This is a genomic window from Bacilli bacterium (genome assembly GCA_036381315.1).
Classification (GTDB): Bacteria; Bacillota; Bacilli; order Paenibacillales; family KCTC-25726; genus DASVDB01.
Window position 1 is genome coordinate 1 of the sequence record DASVDB010000036.1, and the last position, 16,610, is coordinate 16,610.

Genomic DNA, 16,610 nt, shown 5'->3' on the forward strand with positions numbered 1-16,610 from the left:
AATGAAGTATTGCCGATGAACACGGTTTTCGCGGCATAGGTGACGAAAAAAAGCAAGGCAAACGACGCGCCAAGCAGCATCAACTTCCGATGGGCTTTTCTCTTCTTGCGCAAAATTTGCCGCCACCCAAAGGCGACAAACAATGCGCTTATAATTATACAAAAGGTGCTGGCAGTAGCCAAGCCAAACGCCATATAGCAATCGCTCCTTATGATTTTTGCATGCCGGGTTTTGTCAGGGCGTATTCTGCGGAGAGACTTTCCGGCTCGTCGTTGCCTGGCATTTTATCGATTTTGGAACCGGAGTTTTCTTTGCGGAACCAACGGAAAAAGATCACTGCCAAAATGGAACCGTACATGATTTCCTGCATCAATTTCATCACAACACCACCCATCTGCTGGTCGTCCAACGGCGAAAGTAGCAGGAACATCCGCGGCCCTCCAAATTGGGCGAGTATCGCGGCGGCATTTCCGGAAACGCAATATCCCATCGCCTTAGCCCACGTATTCGGGTCGGAAAAGGACGCGTACAGCGGATGATCAGCAAAAATGATCAGCGCGCAAGCCGGTGTCAGCAGCACACCCGCCAAAAACAGATACGCCATTTTGCGCAGATCGGACAACTGCTCCAATTCCGGCAGCGGCGCGACCAACGGCCACCACATCATGCACGAGGTAAATAGCAACACATCATAATAGATCTCATGAACCGTATAATGCGTCATGACGAAATCCATAATGTTCGGCATGTGATAAAACGAAAAGAGCGCGTTAAAAGCCACGACGCCCAATAGCGGCCGAGTCAGAAAGCGAACAGCCTTGCCAACGAAGCGAATGTGGAAAATGGGACGGATAAGCCATCCGGGAATTCCCAGCAGCATGAGCGGAGGCGCTATTAAATAGGACAACGCCATCTCGATCATATGAAAACTGAACGTCAGGTGCCCCAATAAGCTAACCGGACCGCCTTGCGCAATATAATACGTGGCAAGCCCGCTTAAAAACAGCATTTTTTTGCCATTCCTCACCGGCTCGGATTGCGCAAAGAGGCGGCGCCATGCGCCGGTCGCCAACAGGTAAAATATGGCGATGACAATCGTCCAAACCATAAACACAGGACTCCAAATTTCCGCAAACGTAAAATATTGCAGACCCAGCATATTCACCGGACTCCTTTCCCAGTTGACCCATTTGGAACTGAAACGGAACTGAAACGGGGGACAATGTAATAATTGCCCCCCGTCTGCAAATCATCATCAATTATGCTTGCCCGGTTTACCACCAAACCCAGTATACCCCCGCCAGTATCACAGTGAACGCGATAAATGCCCCGCCCACGATAAATATGCGTTGGTGCAAATTCCCCCTGTCTTTCAGGTGCATCCAGAATATCGCCTGAATCCCCGCCTGGAAAACAGCCAGTATGATCAGGAAGCCCCAGACAAAGAAGGAATCCAGATAATCCGCATAAATGACCGTGAGAAACGCAAGGGCGGTTAAAATAATGGAGATTAGAAACGCGAGCAAGTGGTTCCTGGGACCTTCATGCACCGGGCGCCCCTTGATTTCTTGCGACTTCGCTTGTTCGGCACTCATTTTTTAACCCACCTTTCCCATCAGGTAAACGACGGTGAAAATAAATACCCACACCAAATCGACGAAGTGCCAATACAATGCCGCCAAATAAATTTTGGGCGCGGTTACGACGGTTAGCCCTTTCTTCGCGAGCTGTCCGATCAAAAGCGCGATCCAAACGACACCAAACAGGACATGGCCGCCGTGGAAACCTACCAGCGTATAGAACGCGGAAGCGAATGCGCTCGAATTGAACAGGTGTCCCTCTGCCGCATAGTTATTGAACTCGTATATTTCCAAGCCAAGAAACGCCAGCCCGAGAAGCACGGTTATGGCAAACCACAGTTTAATGTTTTTCACATCGTGGCGATGCATCGCTTGCACCGCCAATACGCTGGTCATGCTGGAAGTGAGCAAGAGGAATGTCGCGATGGCCACCATTGTCAGATCAAACAGTTCGGCGCCGGTCGGCCCCGATGCATTTTGGTTGCGCAGCGCGATATACGTTGCAAACAACGATCCGAACAAGACCGACTCTCCGCCAAGGAAAAACCAAAAACCTAAAATTTTATTGCGGCCTTCCAATGTCGCCTTTTCCGGCTCTTCCGGCAATTGAACGTTTTTCAATACAGTTTCCGCTTGCGCGCTCATGCTTTGGCCCCTTTCTCCTGAAGTCCTTCCGGTTCAACGTGGAAACCGCGGTCATCGAACAAGGAACGGATAAACATGCAGGCAAAGAACAACGCAAGGCCGATGCCCGCTACGATATAGTTGTTGAACAACGCCTGGGCCAATCCGTTGTCAAAATGCTGTCCCGCATACATAAAGCCGAAACCGGCAATAAACAGCCCAACCGACATCAAAAACGGCAATATTGTAGGCGAAGGCAGATGAATCGGGCCCAACGGTTCAGACGGAACCATTTCCTTATTGCCTTCCGTTTTTTCCACCCAGAGTGCGTCAAGCCCGCGCACAAGCGGAATTTGCGCGTAATTGAACTCCGGAGGCGGAGACGGAATGGTCCATTCCAACGTGCGCCCATCCCACGGATCGGCAGGAGCGCCAACCGGCTTGCGCGCCGTAACGGCAATATTCACCAGGAAAACGATCGTACCGGCGGCCATCAAAAACGCGCCTATCGTGCTGATGAAGTTCAGCTCGTCCCACCCTTGCCCTTTCAAATACGTAAACACACGGCGGGGCATCCCCATCAGGCCGAGGAAGTGCTGCACGAAGAACGTCATATGAAAACCGGTAAAGAACAGCCAGAATGTCCATTTGCCCATCGTTTCGCTCAGCATGCGACCGAACAATTTCGGCCACCAATAGAACAGCCCGGCGAACACCGCAAAAATCAGGCCGCCCACAATCACATAGTGAAAATGCGCAACAACGAAATACGTATCATGGTATTGGAAGTCGGCCGGCGGAGAAGCGAGCATCACACCGGTGACACCGCCTATTACGAAAGTCGGTATAAAGGCGACGGCAAACAAATTGGCGGTTGTAAACCGAATGTGTCCGCCCCACATGGTGAAAATCCAATTGAAAATTTTAATTCCCGTAGGCACCGCTATCAACATCGTGGCAACCCCGAACAGGGAGTTGGCGACCGGCCCGAGCCCGGTCGTAAACATATGGTGCGCCCACACCATGAAACTCAAGAAACCGATCAAGACCGTGGCAAACACCATCGAGCTGTACCCGTACAGGCGCTTGCTGGAAAAAGTCGTGATGACTTCGGACAAGATGCCGAATGCCGGAATAATCAGAATGTAAACTTCGGGGTGTCCGAAAATCCAGAATAAATGCTGATAAATGACCGGGTTGCCGCCATTTGCCACGTCGAAGAAATTGGCGTCAAACAGCCGGTCGAACATCAACAGGACCAGGCCAACCGTAATGGCCGGAAAGCAGAACAAAATGATAATCGACGTTACGAATGAAGTCCATACAAACATCGGCATGCGCATGAAGCTCATGCCCGGCGCGCGCATATTGACGATCGTCGCCAACATATTGATGCCGCCGATAAACGTTCCAAGTCCGGCAATTTGCAAACCAACCACGTAAAAGTTCACGCCGTTACTGCCAAAATCAGGGCCGGACAAAGGAGCGTACGCCGTCCACCCGGCATCCGGCGCGCCGCCCAAAAACCAGCTTAAATTCAAGAGCAGTCCGCCAAAAAAGAACATCCAGAATCCCAGCGCGTTCACAAACGGAAACGCAACGTCGCGCGCGCCGATTTGCAGCGGCACAGCGATATTCATCAGCGCGAAAATGAGCGGCATTGCCGCCAAAAAGATCATGGTCGTTCCGTGCATCGTAATCAGCTCGTTAAAGGTATGAGCCGGCACAAAGTCGAACTCCGGTTTCATGAGCTGAATCCGAATCAGAAGTGCTTCCAAACCGCCGATCAGAAAAAACATTCCACCGGCAACAAGGTACAGAACGGCGATTTTCTTGTGATCCACCGTAGTGAGCCATTCCATCAACCCGCGATACTTCTTAACCGGATGTGACAATGTGTTAACCTCCTAATCTAACCTATTTCAATTCCAATAAGTACTTCGCAACCTGTTTTGCCTCATCGTCCGTCAATCCCAGGTTTGGCATCAGCGTTCCGGGTTTAACTTCCTGGGGATTTTTTACCCACTTCTCAATCCATTCTGCCGTATGCGGCCGGAAACCGGCAACGACCTGGCGATCTCCGAAGCCCGCCAAATTCGGACCGGTACCGATTTGATCGGGTGTAATCGCATGACATGCGATGCATTGTTTCTTTTTAAAGATTTCTTCGCCTTGCTTTGCGTCAGCGGAAATGCTCGCCGGCGTTTTCAATTGTTCAATCCAAGCATCGAAGTCCGCCTTGCTCTTCGCAACTACTTTGAAGTCCATTAGAGCGTGGGATGAGCCGCACAGCTCGGCACATTTGCCTTTGTATACGCCTTCGTGATCCGCCGAAAAATACATCTTGTTCACAAGTCCGGGATTCGCGTCCATTTTCCCGGCCAATTCCGGAATCCAGAAAGAGTGGGTTACATCGGCCGAGGTGATCTCCAGCGAAACCCGTTTGCCCGCGGGAATGACCAAATCCTGAGCCGTTCTGATGCCCAAATCGGGATATTCAAACTCCCACCAGAACTGGTGCGCAGTAACCTTCACATGCATCGTGTCTTTGTCTTTTGTATAATCCTTGGCATAAACAAACGTGTCCATGACGGACGGTACCGCCAGAACAATTAAGAGAATAAACGGAATAATCGTCCACGTGAGCTCCAGCTTATAACTTCCTTCGACCTGCTCAGGATAACCGGTCTGCCCTTTACGTTTGCGGTAGCGTATGATAACAAAGAAAAAGAGCGAATAAACGACAACCATGACGATAACCATAATGACAAAACTCAATACGATCAAATCGTATTGGTCTCTCGCATTAGGGCCTTGCGGATTGAGCACTCCATCACAGCCCGCCAGCAAAAGCGAAAAAAGGGCCGCCAAGGGCAAAAAACGCCAACCCCGATTCCTTGCCAACATTTCATCAACCCCAATTCTGTGATTTCCGAAGCAGTTGTACATTGTCATTGATTCATATCAATTTATAATGATAATTACTATGTAGTTTATTGTCAATTATAATAAGTCTTTCTTAGGCCGTGTTCCAAGCGCTGTTCATATAATGTTCACACAATGTTAAAAATTAAATGAAGAACATGTAAAAAAAACCCTTGACGAGCGTCAACGGGTTTGTCGAGATAAGTAAAATATGGTCGAAAAAAGATATGCTACACGTTTTCCTTTTTCTTTTTTGCGCGCGGCTTTTGCGGCTTTTTAGGCTGCTGTTTTTGTTTTTGCTTCTGCTTCTTCTCAAGGATCAACCCCTGCTCCAAAGCTTCTTCCACATTTTTCGAGAACGTTACGCTGTCTACGGAAAAAACCGCGGGTTCCAATCCGTATCCCAGGAGCGCCTTGCGAATCTCGCTGTTCGCTTGCTCCGCCAGTAGTTTAAGATTGCTGCGGAAAGACGCAAACGGCATATCCCATTGCGCGATGAAATCCATAATCCGATTGATCGTCAAACTTTTGGCGAGCCCATATAAGTAACCGTTTTCAAAGATTTGGTTGGAATCCAAAATACTTTTCATTAATGCGCCGGGGTTTCCCACGCGAAAGGAAAAATGGCCCGACGCCCATATGGAAACATCGCCGAAATCGTCATCATGGCGTTTTGCCGGATTGATGCATGTCCAATTCTGAATCGGGGTCGGTTGCATGTTGACGAAAAAAATGTCCGCCGAAAAAGATGCGCTGCGCCCGCTCCAGGACTGCATTTCGTTTAACTTGGGCAAGCTAGCGGCATCCAATTGATATGTATGGCCCGAGCCCGTCAACACATCCGCCACTTTTCCGTCGCTTACAAAAACGGCGGTGCGCGTGTCCGGCACGACCAATTCCGCGCCGATTCTGATTTGATCTTCGCCGAGCGGATAACGGTATACGAGTGTGCTGCCTAACGTGTTGCCCAATTCAATGCGATCAAGCGCGCGCTTTTTTATAAAGCCGAATAGACTCATATTTGTACACTCCCCGCAACCAAAAATGTACGGCTGTTTGTTTAAACATACCAAAAAAAATAAGCCTTGTACATCCGTTTGCGCAAACTGTTGCGGTAATATCCTTTGGTCCAGCAATTGCGATCCCGATCATTCTCTGCGGGCAATTCTTTACGCTAAATCCGCATTTTTGCCACTAGCGTTGCATCAAACTTTAGCAAACCGACCCCTATAACGGCAAAAATGCGGATATACCGCCTCATGCATGCAGGAAAACGTTTTTTGCGAGATATCAAGAAAAGAACTCCCTTCAATTATTACTTTGCATTTCTTTTAATAATCCCCAAAAATTTGACCTTTTTTCCATATATTCTATAAAAATTTTTGTATACCTTCCAATTCATCAGCCAATCTCATGCAAATAAATTTTGCTTTACTTTGCCCAGCTTGACATGGTTCGGCAACCGGTAATCCTGCCGGATATCGATGCCGTGCGACATATGCGTGAAAACAACCCGCTTCGGCACCGTTGCCCGGATCAATGCAAGCGCCTCGACGATATCGTACACGGAGCGAGTGGCAAACGGAAATTGCTCTTTATAAAAATTCGTTCCTAAAACAAGCAAATCCACTCCTTGCATCGGCCGCATCTCCTCCTCGCTCAAAGCGATCGAGTCGGGGCAATAAACCCAAGACTTGTCCGGTCGGGAGAATTTGTAGGCATGCGATATCCCATTTTTACCGTGATTGACTTGCCAGCAACTGACCTGCCAGCCCAATAATGAAAAATGCTCCCGGATAACCTGAAATGTTAACTGGCGATTAAGCCATGGATACCTGCCGCAAATTTCCTCGATCACAACCGCCGGCGCGTACACGCGGCAAGCTTCGTTCGTCCAGCGGCAAGCGTCCGCCAACTCAGGCAGCCCGCCAATATGGTCATGATGCGCATGCGTAATGAGTACATGGCGAACCTTCCGCATACCGATCAGCTCCATTTGCTCACGAAAATCCGGACCGCAATCGATCAACAGATCGCCCTCTTGATTGGAAAACAGCGCCGCAGAGCGGAAACGGCGATTTTCCCCGGCGGTTCTCGCTTCCTCGCAAACCGCGCAATCGCAATAGACGCGCGGAACTCCCATCGAATCTCCTGTGCCCAACAAAATTAATTGTTCCATATTTTGCGTTAGCTCCTCGCTGACATTTCGTTTTTTTCCATCATATCATGAAAAGGGGGACTGATTCCCGCCATTTTCATGGCGCCGGAATGTCCCCTTTGTTGCGAATAAACATTCTCACTTAGTGTGGCAATGCGGAGCTGACGGTGTTCAGTAATGTGTTATGGCGGTCGGAGGAAGCCTCCCAGAACATTCCTCCGGCCAAGCCGTGTGATTTAATGTAATCGGTTTTGTACCCAATCGATTGCGCGTCGTCATAAGAGATAAACACGCCGGTCGATGCGTTGTAAAGCCACGGTGTTTTGGTCGTATCGCTCCAGTAGCGGGTATATCCGTTCTTGTTGATGTAATGATCTTCAAGATCGCTGAAGTCATATACTCCTCTTTCCCATGTGCCTTGCGGCAATGCTCCCGTACAGCTTTGATACAGCCCGTTGGCGGTTGCTGCGCATCCTCCCCAACCTCTGCCGTAGAACGGAAGGCCGAGTACCAACTTATTGCCGGGAACACCGGCATTCAAGTAATTATTGACTGCAGCGTCGATATTGAAATCTGCGGCAAACGGCGACGGATCAGCCGGGTCGTAATACAACGGAGCATTATTGCCGCTTATCGTTTCCCAGCCGCCATGGTAATCATATGTCATCATATTGATCCAATCAACGATCTGCGCGATCTTGTCAAGCTCGGTATTGTTGACAAAGTCAGGACTTGCGCCGGCTGCGATCGTCAAGAGATAATGTTTGCCGTCTGCTTGTCCGGCTGCATCAAGCTCTTTGCGAATTTCTTGCAGCAATAAAGTGTAATTCTGCTTGTCCGCAGCGCGGTAGCTGTTTCCTTCAAGACCGCCGCCTACAGGATATTCCCAGTCGAGATCGACACCGTCAAATTGGTATTTGCGCAAGAAATCAACTGCGGATTTGGCAAATGTCGATCTGGTTGTTGCGTCAGCCGCGACATCCGAGAAACGGTTCGACCATGTCCACCCGCCTACGGAGATTAACGTGTGCAGATTCGGATTTTGCTGTTTCATTTTAATCAACAAATTAAAATTGCCTTTCAAAGGTTGATCCCACGTATCGCCCGGATATGCTTTCTGGGCGTCAATCCACGGATCGCCCATGACAATGGTTCCGTTCGGAACATTAATGGTTCCCACCTCATCCTGGCAAGACCAGGTTTGCGGATTGGGACCTGTCGGATCCGGGTTGCCGTGTATGCCGTTCCAGCAAATATCGGCAAAAGCATAGTTGATATGCGTAAGTTTAGTCGTATCGATCATATCTGGCGTGTAAGCCCTTGCATATGCGCCCCAGCTTGGATAATATCCGACAATTTTATAGCCCGAGCCATTCGGAGTCGATGTAGGCGTAGGCGTTGCGGTAGGTGTCGGTGTTGCGGTTGGTGTTGGTGTGGGCGTTACGGTTGGCGTCGGTGTGGGCGAAGTGCCGCCCGAACATGCGCCAAGATCTTGCCATACGCCCCATTCGCCGGTCGTTCCAGGTTCTTCGCCTTGTGTCCACCATTTCGCCTTCCATTCATGACCGTTATGGGAAACAATTGCGCCGCCGTTATAAACTGTGCTGCTATTCCATTCCGGTGCCGTGCAAAAATTGGATGTGCCGGTTGGCGTCGGCGTTACGGTAGGTGTCGGGGTTGCGGTTGCCGTAGACGTTGGAGTAGGTGTTGCGGGTGGTGTTGGTGTGGGCGTCGCCGTAGTGGTAGGGGTTGGCGTCGAACTGCTTACCTGCTTCCAAAGAGCAGGAACATTCGGCGGTTCCCAGCCAACTTGCGACGTATGCGCTTGCAGGCATTCGTAGGTCGCTCCGTTGTATGTTACCTGATCCCCTGCGTAGTATGCGACTCCCGGCTGCCATTCAGACGTTTGCCCGGATGCGGATAGCGCCGGCATCATACCGGCTATCAACAATAACAATAGACAGACAATAAATGCTTTTTTTCGCGAGGCCGTTATCATTTCATTGTTTCACTCCTTTTAATTTACTGTATCGTTTCTCCCACGCTCCTTGAAAATAAATCTCCCTCCTTTCCATATCTGTACTCTCATTTTGTATGGATGAAAAAAAACCGACAAGGTATAAATATATCGAATTGGGGGATAAAATCTTAAAGATAATTCCAGACTTACATGGAAGATAACAAGTTTGTTATAATAAACAGAAAATATCAACTGTGGTGAAAAACGTATGTCGATCATTTCCGATATTCTTGCATTTAACCGACAATTCGTCGCGAACAAAGAATATGAGCCGTACCGCACTACCCGCTTTCCCAACAAGAAGGTTGTCGTCATATCCTGTATGGATACGAGACTGATCGAGCTGCTCCCGAAAGCGATGAATTTGAAAAACGGCGACGCCAAATTTATCAAAAATGCCGGCGCGATTGTCATGCAGCCATTTGGCAACGTAATGCGCAGCATCATCGTCGCCATCTATGAAATGAACGCGGAAGAGGTCATTGTGGTAGGGCATCGCCAATGCGGGATGACCGGCCTTAACTCGGAAGCGATTGTGGAAAAAATGAAACAGCGGGGAATACCGGCGCAAACTTTCCGGACGCTCACACACTCGGGCATTGATCTGCACAGGTGGCTAACCGGATTTGCCAACGTGGAAGACGGTGTTGCCAACAGCGTGCGAATTATTCGCAACCACCCGCTCTTGCCGGCAAACGTGCAAGTGCACGGAATGATCATCGACCCGGAAACAGGCGGATTGGAACTCATACAAAAGGAGTCCTGAACGATGCATTCGCCGACCCATCTTTTTTTCGACGTGCATATCGGTAGGCAAAAGCCGGAAAGCATTATCAACCGGGAAACGGCATGCCCGTTTTGCGATAAAGAAAATCTGCATGATATTCTGGCGCAAGACGGTCCGATTTTGCTGATCAAAAACAAGTTTCCGGTATTGGCGGACGCGCTGATGACCGTATTGATCGAAACGGACACATGCGAAGGCGAATTATCGATTTATCCGAAGGAACATCTTTACCGGCTGTTTCGTTTCGGTATTGCCAAATGGCTGGAAATGGAACAAAGCGGCGACTATTCGTCCGTGCTTTTTTTCAAAAACTACGGCCCCTTATCCGGTGGCAGTATCTACCATCCACATATGCAAATTATTGGACTTCATAATATGAATTATCAAGAACGCATTTTTGACGAACATTTTGTCGGCTTGCCGATCGCGGACCGGTCCGGCGTAACGTTAAATCTTTCCACGATGCCGAAAGTGGGCTTTTTTGAATTCAACGTGGTCATGAACGAAGCCGGAAATTTGCCCGCATTTGCCGACTATATTCAAATTGTCGTGCATTATTTGTTGAATCATTTCAATCGGCGCTTAACAAGCTACAATCTATTTTTCTATCATATAAAAGGAAAAATCGCGGCAAAGATTATGCCGCGTTTTCCTACATCGCCTATATTCATCGGCTATTCCATCCCGCAGGTGTCAAACCGCTTGCAAGACGTCGCCGATGACATCAAACGCATCTATTTGGGAGCGTGATCATCGTGAAAAAGCCGGGTTTCCGCGTTCTATTTGCCGAACGTGCCGGCGAAAAAGCGAACTTTTCCGTGCGGGAAATCGGCATGTCGGATTTGCCCGCCGGCGATTTGCTGATTCGCGCGCAATACAGTTCGATCAACTATAAAGACGCATGCTCCGCCGAACCGAACCGAAAAGTCGTCAAGGCATATCCGATCGTGCCGGGAATCGATGTCGCCGGAATCGTGGCCACTTCCAATTCCCCGCTCTTTTCTGAAGGCGATAAAGTGATCGTGCACGGATACGGGTTGGGCGTGAGCCAATTCGGCGGATATGCCGAATACGTCCGCGTTCCGGCGGACTGGGCGGTCAAGCTTCCGCCCGGTCTGACGCCAAAAGAAGCGGCCCTGATCGGCACAGCCGGTTTTACCGCGGCGTTGGCGATTTGGCGGTTGGAGGAGTGCGGCCTAACGCCTGCTGCCGGTCCGGTGCTGGTCACCGGCGCGACAGGCGGCGTCGGCAGTATGGCGGTTGCCATGCTGTCCAAGCGGGGATACAACGTGGAAGCGGCTACCGGAAAAAGCGCGGCGCACGACTATTTGCGGCGATTGGGCGCGCAAAAGGTACTTGCCCGTGAAGAGGTTGCGGATCAAGCGGAGAAGCCGCTTTCGCCCCAACGATGGTTCGGCACGGTGGATTCGGTTGGCGGGCGTACGCTTGCCGCCGCGCTTAGCGGCACGAAATACGGCGGCGCCGTTGCCGCCTGCGGCCTGGCGGGGGGATTCGCCTTTCCCGCAACCGTGTATCCGTTTATTTTACGGGGCGTAAGCTTGCTTGGAATCGACTCCGTCGCCTTGCCGATTGCCGAAAGAAGAAAATTATGGCGGCAAATTGCGGAGCAATTTAAACCCGATCCAGGTTTGCTCAATCTGATGGTCAATCGGGAAATCCCCCTCGAAAACATCCCCGCGGGCTTTGCCGAGCTGTTAAGCGGGCGCGTCACCGGCAGAATTCTCGTGCGCATATGAACTATTTTCGCCCAAAGTCCGCTTTGATTTCGCCCCATTTTTCCGTTTCCCATTTCAGCACCCGATTGGCGTACGCATGGTTGTTCAGCCAATCCAACGCGCGGTCGACGAGCGACCAGATGCGCTCCGTCGAGGCATCGCGGGGAAGATTGCTCAAAACACGTTTGTTTTTCACCCAACTGATCGCCGTGCGGGAGTCGCTGTACACGGTTTTATTGCTTTTACGCTGATGCAAATAAGCCAGCGCATGCACGATCGCCAAAAATTCGCCGAGATTGTTCGTGCCTTTTTCAATCGGACCGTAATAAAACAAAAGCTCCCCCGTTTTCGTGTCGACACCTTTGTACTCCACAATCCCGGGGTTTCCGCTGCAGCCGACGTCGACGCTGATGCTGTCAAAGTCGATCTCCGGCGCCGCCGCGCGCATATTGGCCGGCGCAGCCTTCGCTTTTTGCCCGGAGAAATCAAGCGACTGTTGCCATCCCGCTTCATACGCTTGTTGCGCAGCTTCTTTGCCTTCATAAGATTTGTATTTGGCTCCGGCAAATCCTTCGACCTGCGCTTTGCATTCGTTCCAGTTGTCGTAAATGCCCGGTTTGATTCCTTCCCAAACTACATAATACTTGGCCATCTGGAAATTCAACATCCTTTATGAATGGTCGCAAACGGACGCGCATCTCTATTTCAGTTTAACAATCGTCCGCCGCAAACGCCAGCATATTCGCTCTTCCGCCAACTTGCATTAAAGCGTGACTGCGTTGCCGCAAACCATTGCGTTCCGCTGTCGATTTGCATATAATGGTTGTCAATATCAAACGCAAGCGATGACGGAGAAAAGTAGACAAACGACGCCCCGACAGGGACGGCATGCCGGAGATTGAGAGCGTGCCGCGGACGGCGGTTTGCCGAAGTTCGCTCCCGAGCCGGTTTGCTGAACGTCGGCGCCATTTGCCGGATGAGTAGGTAAACCCGCAAACGCAGCGTTATGGCGTTAAAGTGAGATTTCAGCTTGCAACGGCTGTCTAACAAGGGTGGTACCGCGGTGACCCGTCCCTTGCCGGACGGCTTTTTATTTGCCCAAATTTTACTGGAAAAAAGGAGCGCATCGAAAATGACCGAGCAAATAGCGCAATTGCGCGAGCAACTGACCAAAGTGAACAGAGAGCTGCTTGAGTTGTTAAATCGGCGGGCGAAGATCGCCCGGGAACTTGGCGAAGTCAAGCGGCAAAAAGCGATGCCGGAATATGATCCGGTTCGGGAAAAGCAAATGCTGGAAGACTTGGTGGCCCGCAATACCGGGCCGTTTGACGACGCGACCGTCAAGCATTTGTTCAAGCAAATTTTCCAGGCTTCGCTTGATTTGCAGCAGACAGATCAGAAAAAAGTGCTGCTGGTGAGCCGCAAACGTAAGGAAACCGATACGGTTCTGAACATAAGAGGAGTAGAAATCGGCGGCGGCAGCCACACCATGATTGCCGGACCGTGCTCCGTCGAGTCCTACGAGCAAACCCGTACGGTTGCCGCGGCGCTGAAAGCGGCCGGCGTGAAAGTGATCCGCGGCGGCGCGTTCAAGCCCCGCACATCCCCGTACGATTTTCAGGGGCTGGGCGTGGAAGGGCTGAAAATTCTCAAAGAAGCGGCAGCCGAATTCGGCCTGGTCACGATCAGCGAAATCGTCAATCCCGCCCACCTGGAGCTGGCGGCGGAATATTTGGACATCGTGCAGATCGGCGCCCGCAACATGCAAAATTTCGAGCTGTTAAAAGCCGCCGGCGACGCCAATTTGCCCGTGCTCTTGAAGCGCGGCATGGCGGCGACCGTGGAAGAGTTCATTCTGGCGGCGGAATATATCGTTTCGCGCGGCAACAGCCAGGTGATGCTGATCGAACGCGGCATCCGCACGTATGAAAAATGGACGCGCAATACGCTCGACATTTCCGCCGTGCCGATCCTGAAGATGGAGACGCACCTGCCGGTGCTGGTCGACGTCAGCCACTCGACCGGGCGCAAAGACATTTTGGTGCCATGCGCCAAAGCGGCGCTTGCCGCCGGAGCGGACGGCATCATGGTCGAGGTGCATCCCGAGCCGCAAACAGCGCTGTCGGATGCGAGCCAGCAAATCAATATCCCGCAGTTCAACGATTTTTTCGCACAGCTTCGGCAATCGGGGTTGTTCAAAGAAGCCGAGCACGCAACCAAATAGCGCATCGGATCATGCAGGCTAAGGCCTGCCGAAAAGCAACCCGCGGCTCAAGCGCGCCAAAGCTTAACGAGGAATACTCGGCCGGCTTGCCGGCTCACGGCCTTTTTCGCTCGGAATCTCGGTCGTTTTGCCGGATCGCAGCCTTGAACCCAACTTGCAACTTTTAACGGTCGCTGGAGAGCTTATTTTGCGCAAATTGCCCACTTTTTTATTCTAACGGTCGCAGGCGCGCCTATTCTGTGCTTTTTCCCGATATTCGGGCATGGAAACGACAAATAGCCTCCATTGCGTCCGTTAAAATTTCAAATCGGCCTTTTTTTGGCAAATAGCCTCTCCTGCGTCCGTTAGCGTGGGACGGGAAGGCGATCACCCGTTTTAGCGTTGGGCGAGAAGGCGATCCACCCGTTAGCGGCATTGGCTTCAAATCGGAAAACCGTCATGAATCGGCACAATCGCAACAAGACATACGCTGTCGCATGATGGAATGCGCCGTATGCCGCGCTTGCCTATCATTTCCGGTTTGTGCTGATGATCCAGTTCATTAAGTCCCCCGGACGCAAATACGGCGAGAAGCTGATTTTCGAAAAGTTGGGCATCGAAACATACCAGACCGGAATCGGGTTCACCTGGACGAAAACGCCGGAGGAACATCGCCGGGCGCTCAAGGAAGCCTGGGCGTTTACAAAGCGAAAAGTGGCCGAAGGCAACTATGATTTGGTCATAATGGATGAAATCAATATCGCGCTAGGCATCACCAGTTTCCCGATTGACGATGTACTGCCGATTTCGGAAGTGTTGGAATGGATCAACGAGCGGCCGCATGGCATGCACCTGGTCTTAACGGGCAGGGGGGCCAAACCGGAGATTACCGCCATCGCCGATTTGGTAACGGAGATGAAGCTGATCAAACATCATTACGAGCAAGGCATTCCCGCCGTGAAGGGCATTGAATTGTAATGCGTACAAGGTTGTGGGGGCGGATACATAAGGCATATCAAACGTGCAGCAGCCAACCGCCAACAGCGCACAGCAGCACCGCCACCCACGGGGGCCTTTTAAACAGCACCAGCACAAAAAACGCCGCCAAGGCAAGCGCAAAATCTCCATTCGTATGTATCGAAGTGGACCAAACCGGGTCGTATAGCGCCGCAAGCAAAATGCCTACAACAGAAGCGTTAATGCCGCGCAGGGCCGCCTGCGCTCCCGCTTTGCGGCGAAGTACGTTCCAAAACGGCAGCACCCCGATAACCAATAAAAAGCCGGGCAAAAAGATGGCGATTGTGGCAAGCGCCGCGCCCGCCCAACCGTTCATCATCATGCCGATATACGCGGCAAACGCAAACAAAGGCCCAGGCACTGCCTGCGCCGCGCCGTAACCGGCAAGAAACTGCTGCTCGCTCAGCCACCCGGATGATACCGTCCCGCTTTGCAGCAGCGGCAACACAACATGCCCGCCGCCGAATACCAGCGCGCCCGTACGATATAAGCTGTCAAACATGTGCACAATTTGGCAATCGTCAATTCGGACCAACAGCGGCAAGGCCACAAGCAGCGCGAAAAAGACCGTCAAGGCGGCGATTCCTTTCGTCCGCTCTTTTTTTCCGCCGATTGCAGCCACTTCATTTTGGGCCCTGGTTTTACGCAGCGCAAGCCAACCGAACAAGCCTGCCGCCGCAATCACCAAAAGTTGCGCTTGCGCATCCCGCCAAAACAAAACTACGCACGCGGATACTAATGCGATCAGTGCGCTTTTGCCATCCGTAACAATCGACTTGCCCATACCGTATACTGCCTGTGCGACGATCGCGACAGCGGCAATCTTCAGCCCCTGAATCCACCCCGCATCCAGCAGATCGGCCGCTTGCACCGCCCACGCGAAGCTTATAAGCAGCAATGCGGACGGCAGCGTAAAGCCAAGCCATGCGGCAACGGCTCCCGGAAAACGCGCGCGCAGCCAACCGACACCGATGCCGACCTGGCTGCTCGCCGGTCCGGGCAAAAACTGGCACAAGGCGACCAGGTCGGCAAATTCTTTATCGTCCAACCACTTTTTCTGACTGACGTATTCTTCGCGAAAATATCCAAGATGCGCTACCGGGCCGCCGAACGAAGTTGCTCCAAGCTTCAAGGCCGCCAAAAAGACCTCCGCCAAATTGCCACGGCGCCTGGCCGGATTTGCCATATGTTTCACCTTCAGCGATTTGCATTTATCTCGCGTGTTAAGAGCATTCAATCGTGCTTTGTATGCTGCAACGTTTGCAAAAAAATCTGTTCGATGTGATGGTCGTCCAACGAATAAAAAACCGTTTTCCCGACTTTGCGCCGCTTGACAATGCGTTGGACACGCAGCACCCGCAACTGGTGGGAAACCGCCGATTGGCCCATGCCCAACAACCGCGACAAATCATGCACGCAAAGCTCTCCCTGCAGCAAGGCGTAAATGACTTTAAGCCGCGTGCCGTCGCCCAGCGCTTTAAACAATTCGGCCAATCTTCCCGCTTTATCTTCCGGCAACAGGCGATCCTGCATTTCCGCTTCGTTAATCGTACCGCAGCA

The 16,610-nt window shown here is 51.4% G+C and carries 16 protein-coding genes and 1 pseudogene; 5 read left to right on the forward strand and 12 right to left on the reverse strand.

Going from position 1 to position 16,610, the window contains the following annotated elements:
* The 9 genes from VF260_02780 to VF260_02820 all read right to left on the reverse strand — a co-directional run.
* Nucleotides 1–194 (reverse strand): DUF420 domain-containing protein (locus VF260_02780; GenBank protein ID HEX7056112.1); only part of this gene is annotated, 194 nt, incomplete at its 3' end.
* Nucleotides 195–208: 14 nt separating this feature from the next.
* Nucleotides 209–1,159, reverse strand: coding sequence for a cytochrome c oxidase assembly factor CtaG (gene ctaG, locus VF260_02785; protein ID HEX7056113.1), 951 nt, complete (start codon nucleotides 1,157–1,159; stop codon nucleotides 209–211).
* Between the two features lie 115 nt (nucleotides 1,160–1,274).
* Nucleotides 1,275–1,595 carry a cytochrome C oxidase subunit IV family protein gene (locus VF260_02790; GenBank protein ID HEX7056114.1) on the reverse strand — a complete coding sequence of 107 codons (321 nt, stop codon included), beginning with the start codon at nucleotides 1,593–1,595 and terminating at the stop codon, nucleotides 1,275–1,277.
* Nucleotides 1,596–1,598: 3 nt separating this feature from the next.
* Nucleotides 1,599–2,225 (reverse strand): cytochrome (ubi)quinol oxidase subunit III, encoded by a 627-nt coding sequence (locus tag VF260_02795; GenBank protein HEX7056115.1) that lies wholly within the window; start codon nucleotides 2,223–2,225, stop codon nucleotides 1,599–1,601.
* The gene (gene ctaD, locus VF260_02800; protein HEX7056116.1) at nucleotides 2,222–4,066 is read right to left on the reverse strand and encodes a cytochrome c oxidase subunit I; all 1,845 of its coding nucleotides are present in this window, start codon (nucleotides 4,064–4,066) and stop codon (nucleotides 2,222–2,224) included. Before ctaD ends, VF260_02795 begins: the two co-directional genes overlap by 4 nt.
* A gap of 55 nt (nucleotides 4,067–4,121) precedes the next feature.
* Nucleotides 4,122–5,111, reverse strand: a complete 990-nt coding sequence (gene coxB / locus VF260_02805; GenBank protein HEX7056117.1) for a cytochrome c oxidase subunit II — start codon at nucleotides 5,109–5,111, stop codon at nucleotides 4,122–4,124.
* A gap of 248 nt (nucleotides 5,112–5,359) precedes the next feature.
* Nucleotides 5,360–6,148, reverse strand: coding sequence for an SPFH domain-containing protein (locus VF260_02810; protein HEX7056118.1), 789 nt, complete (start codon nucleotides 6,146–6,148; stop codon nucleotides 5,360–5,362).
* A 392-nt stretch (nucleotides 6,149–6,540) separates the two neighbouring features.
* Nucleotides 6,541–7,308, reverse strand: coding sequence for an MBL fold metallo-hydrolase (locus VF260_02815; protein ID HEX7056119.1), 768 nt, complete (start codon nucleotides 7,306–7,308; stop codon nucleotides 6,541–6,543).
* 121 nt (nucleotides 7,309–7,429) lie between these two features.
* On the reverse strand, nucleotides 7,430–9,286 hold the full coding sequence (locus tag VF260_02820; GenBank protein ID HEX7056120.1) for a glycosyl hydrolase family 18 protein: 1,857 nt from the start codon (nucleotides 9,284–9,286) through the stop codon (nucleotides 7,430–7,432).
* A 229-nt stretch (nucleotides 9,287–9,515) separates the two neighbouring features.
* On the opposite strand from VF260_02820, the gene VF260_02825 reads away from it, so the two are divergent.
* From VF260_02825 to VF260_02835, 3 genes are read left to right on the forward strand one after another with little or no spacing between them, the layout of a single operon-like run.
* Nucleotides 9,516–10,073 (forward strand): carbonic anhydrase, encoded by a 558-nt coding sequence (locus VF260_02825; protein ID HEX7056121.1) that lies wholly within the window; start codon nucleotides 9,516–9,518, stop codon nucleotides 10,071–10,073.
* A gap of 3 nt (nucleotides 10,074–10,076) precedes the next feature.
* Nucleotides 10,077–10,844, forward strand: a complete 768-nt coding sequence (locus tag VF260_02830) for a DUF4931 domain-containing protein (protein HEX7056122.1) — start codon at nucleotides 10,077–10,079, stop codon at nucleotides 10,842–10,844.
* Nucleotides 10,845–10,849: 5 nt separating this feature from the next.
* Nucleotides 10,850–11,851, forward strand: coding sequence for an oxidoreductase (locus tag VF260_02835; GenBank protein ID HEX7056123.1), 1,002 nt, complete (start codon nucleotides 10,850–10,852; stop codon nucleotides 11,849–11,851).
* 1 nt (nucleotide 11,852) lies between these two features.
* Here VF260_02835 and VF260_02840 read toward each other — a convergent pair whose 3' ends face one another.
* A complete protein-coding gene (locus VF260_02840) occupies nucleotides 11,853–12,482 on the reverse strand; it encodes a ribonuclease H family protein (GenBank protein HEX7056124.1) in 630 nt (209 codons plus the stop codon).
* A 480-nt stretch (nucleotides 12,483–12,962) separates the two neighbouring features.
* Here VF260_02840 and VF260_02845 point away from each other — a divergent pair, with 480 nt between their 5' ends.
* Both VF260_02845 and VF260_02850 read left to right on the forward strand, forming a co-directional pair.
* Nucleotides 12,963–14,054 (forward strand): bifunctional 3-deoxy-7-phosphoheptulonate synthase/chorismate mutase, encoded by a 1,092-nt coding sequence (locus tag VF260_02845; GenBank protein ID HEX7056125.1) that lies wholly within the window; start codon nucleotides 12,963–12,965, stop codon nucleotides 14,052–14,054.
* Nucleotides 14,055–14,576: 522 nt separating this feature from the next.
* A pseudogene (locus VF260_02850) lies at nucleotides 14,577–15,011 on the forward strand (cob(I)yrinic acid a,c-diamide adenosyltransferase).
* 37 nt (nucleotides 15,012–15,048) lie between these two features.
* Here VF260_02850 and chrA read toward each other — a convergent pair.
* Entirely contained in the window at nucleotides 15,049–16,236 is a 1,188-nt protein-coding gene (gene chrA / locus VF260_02855; protein ID HEX7056126.1) for a chromate efflux transporter, read from the reverse strand.
* Between the two features lie 47 nt (nucleotides 16,237–16,283).
* The coding region (locus tag VF260_02860; GenBank protein HEX7056127.1) for a metalloregulator ArsR/SmtB family transcription factor at nucleotides 16,284–16,610 on the reverse strand (327 nt) is incomplete at its 5' end.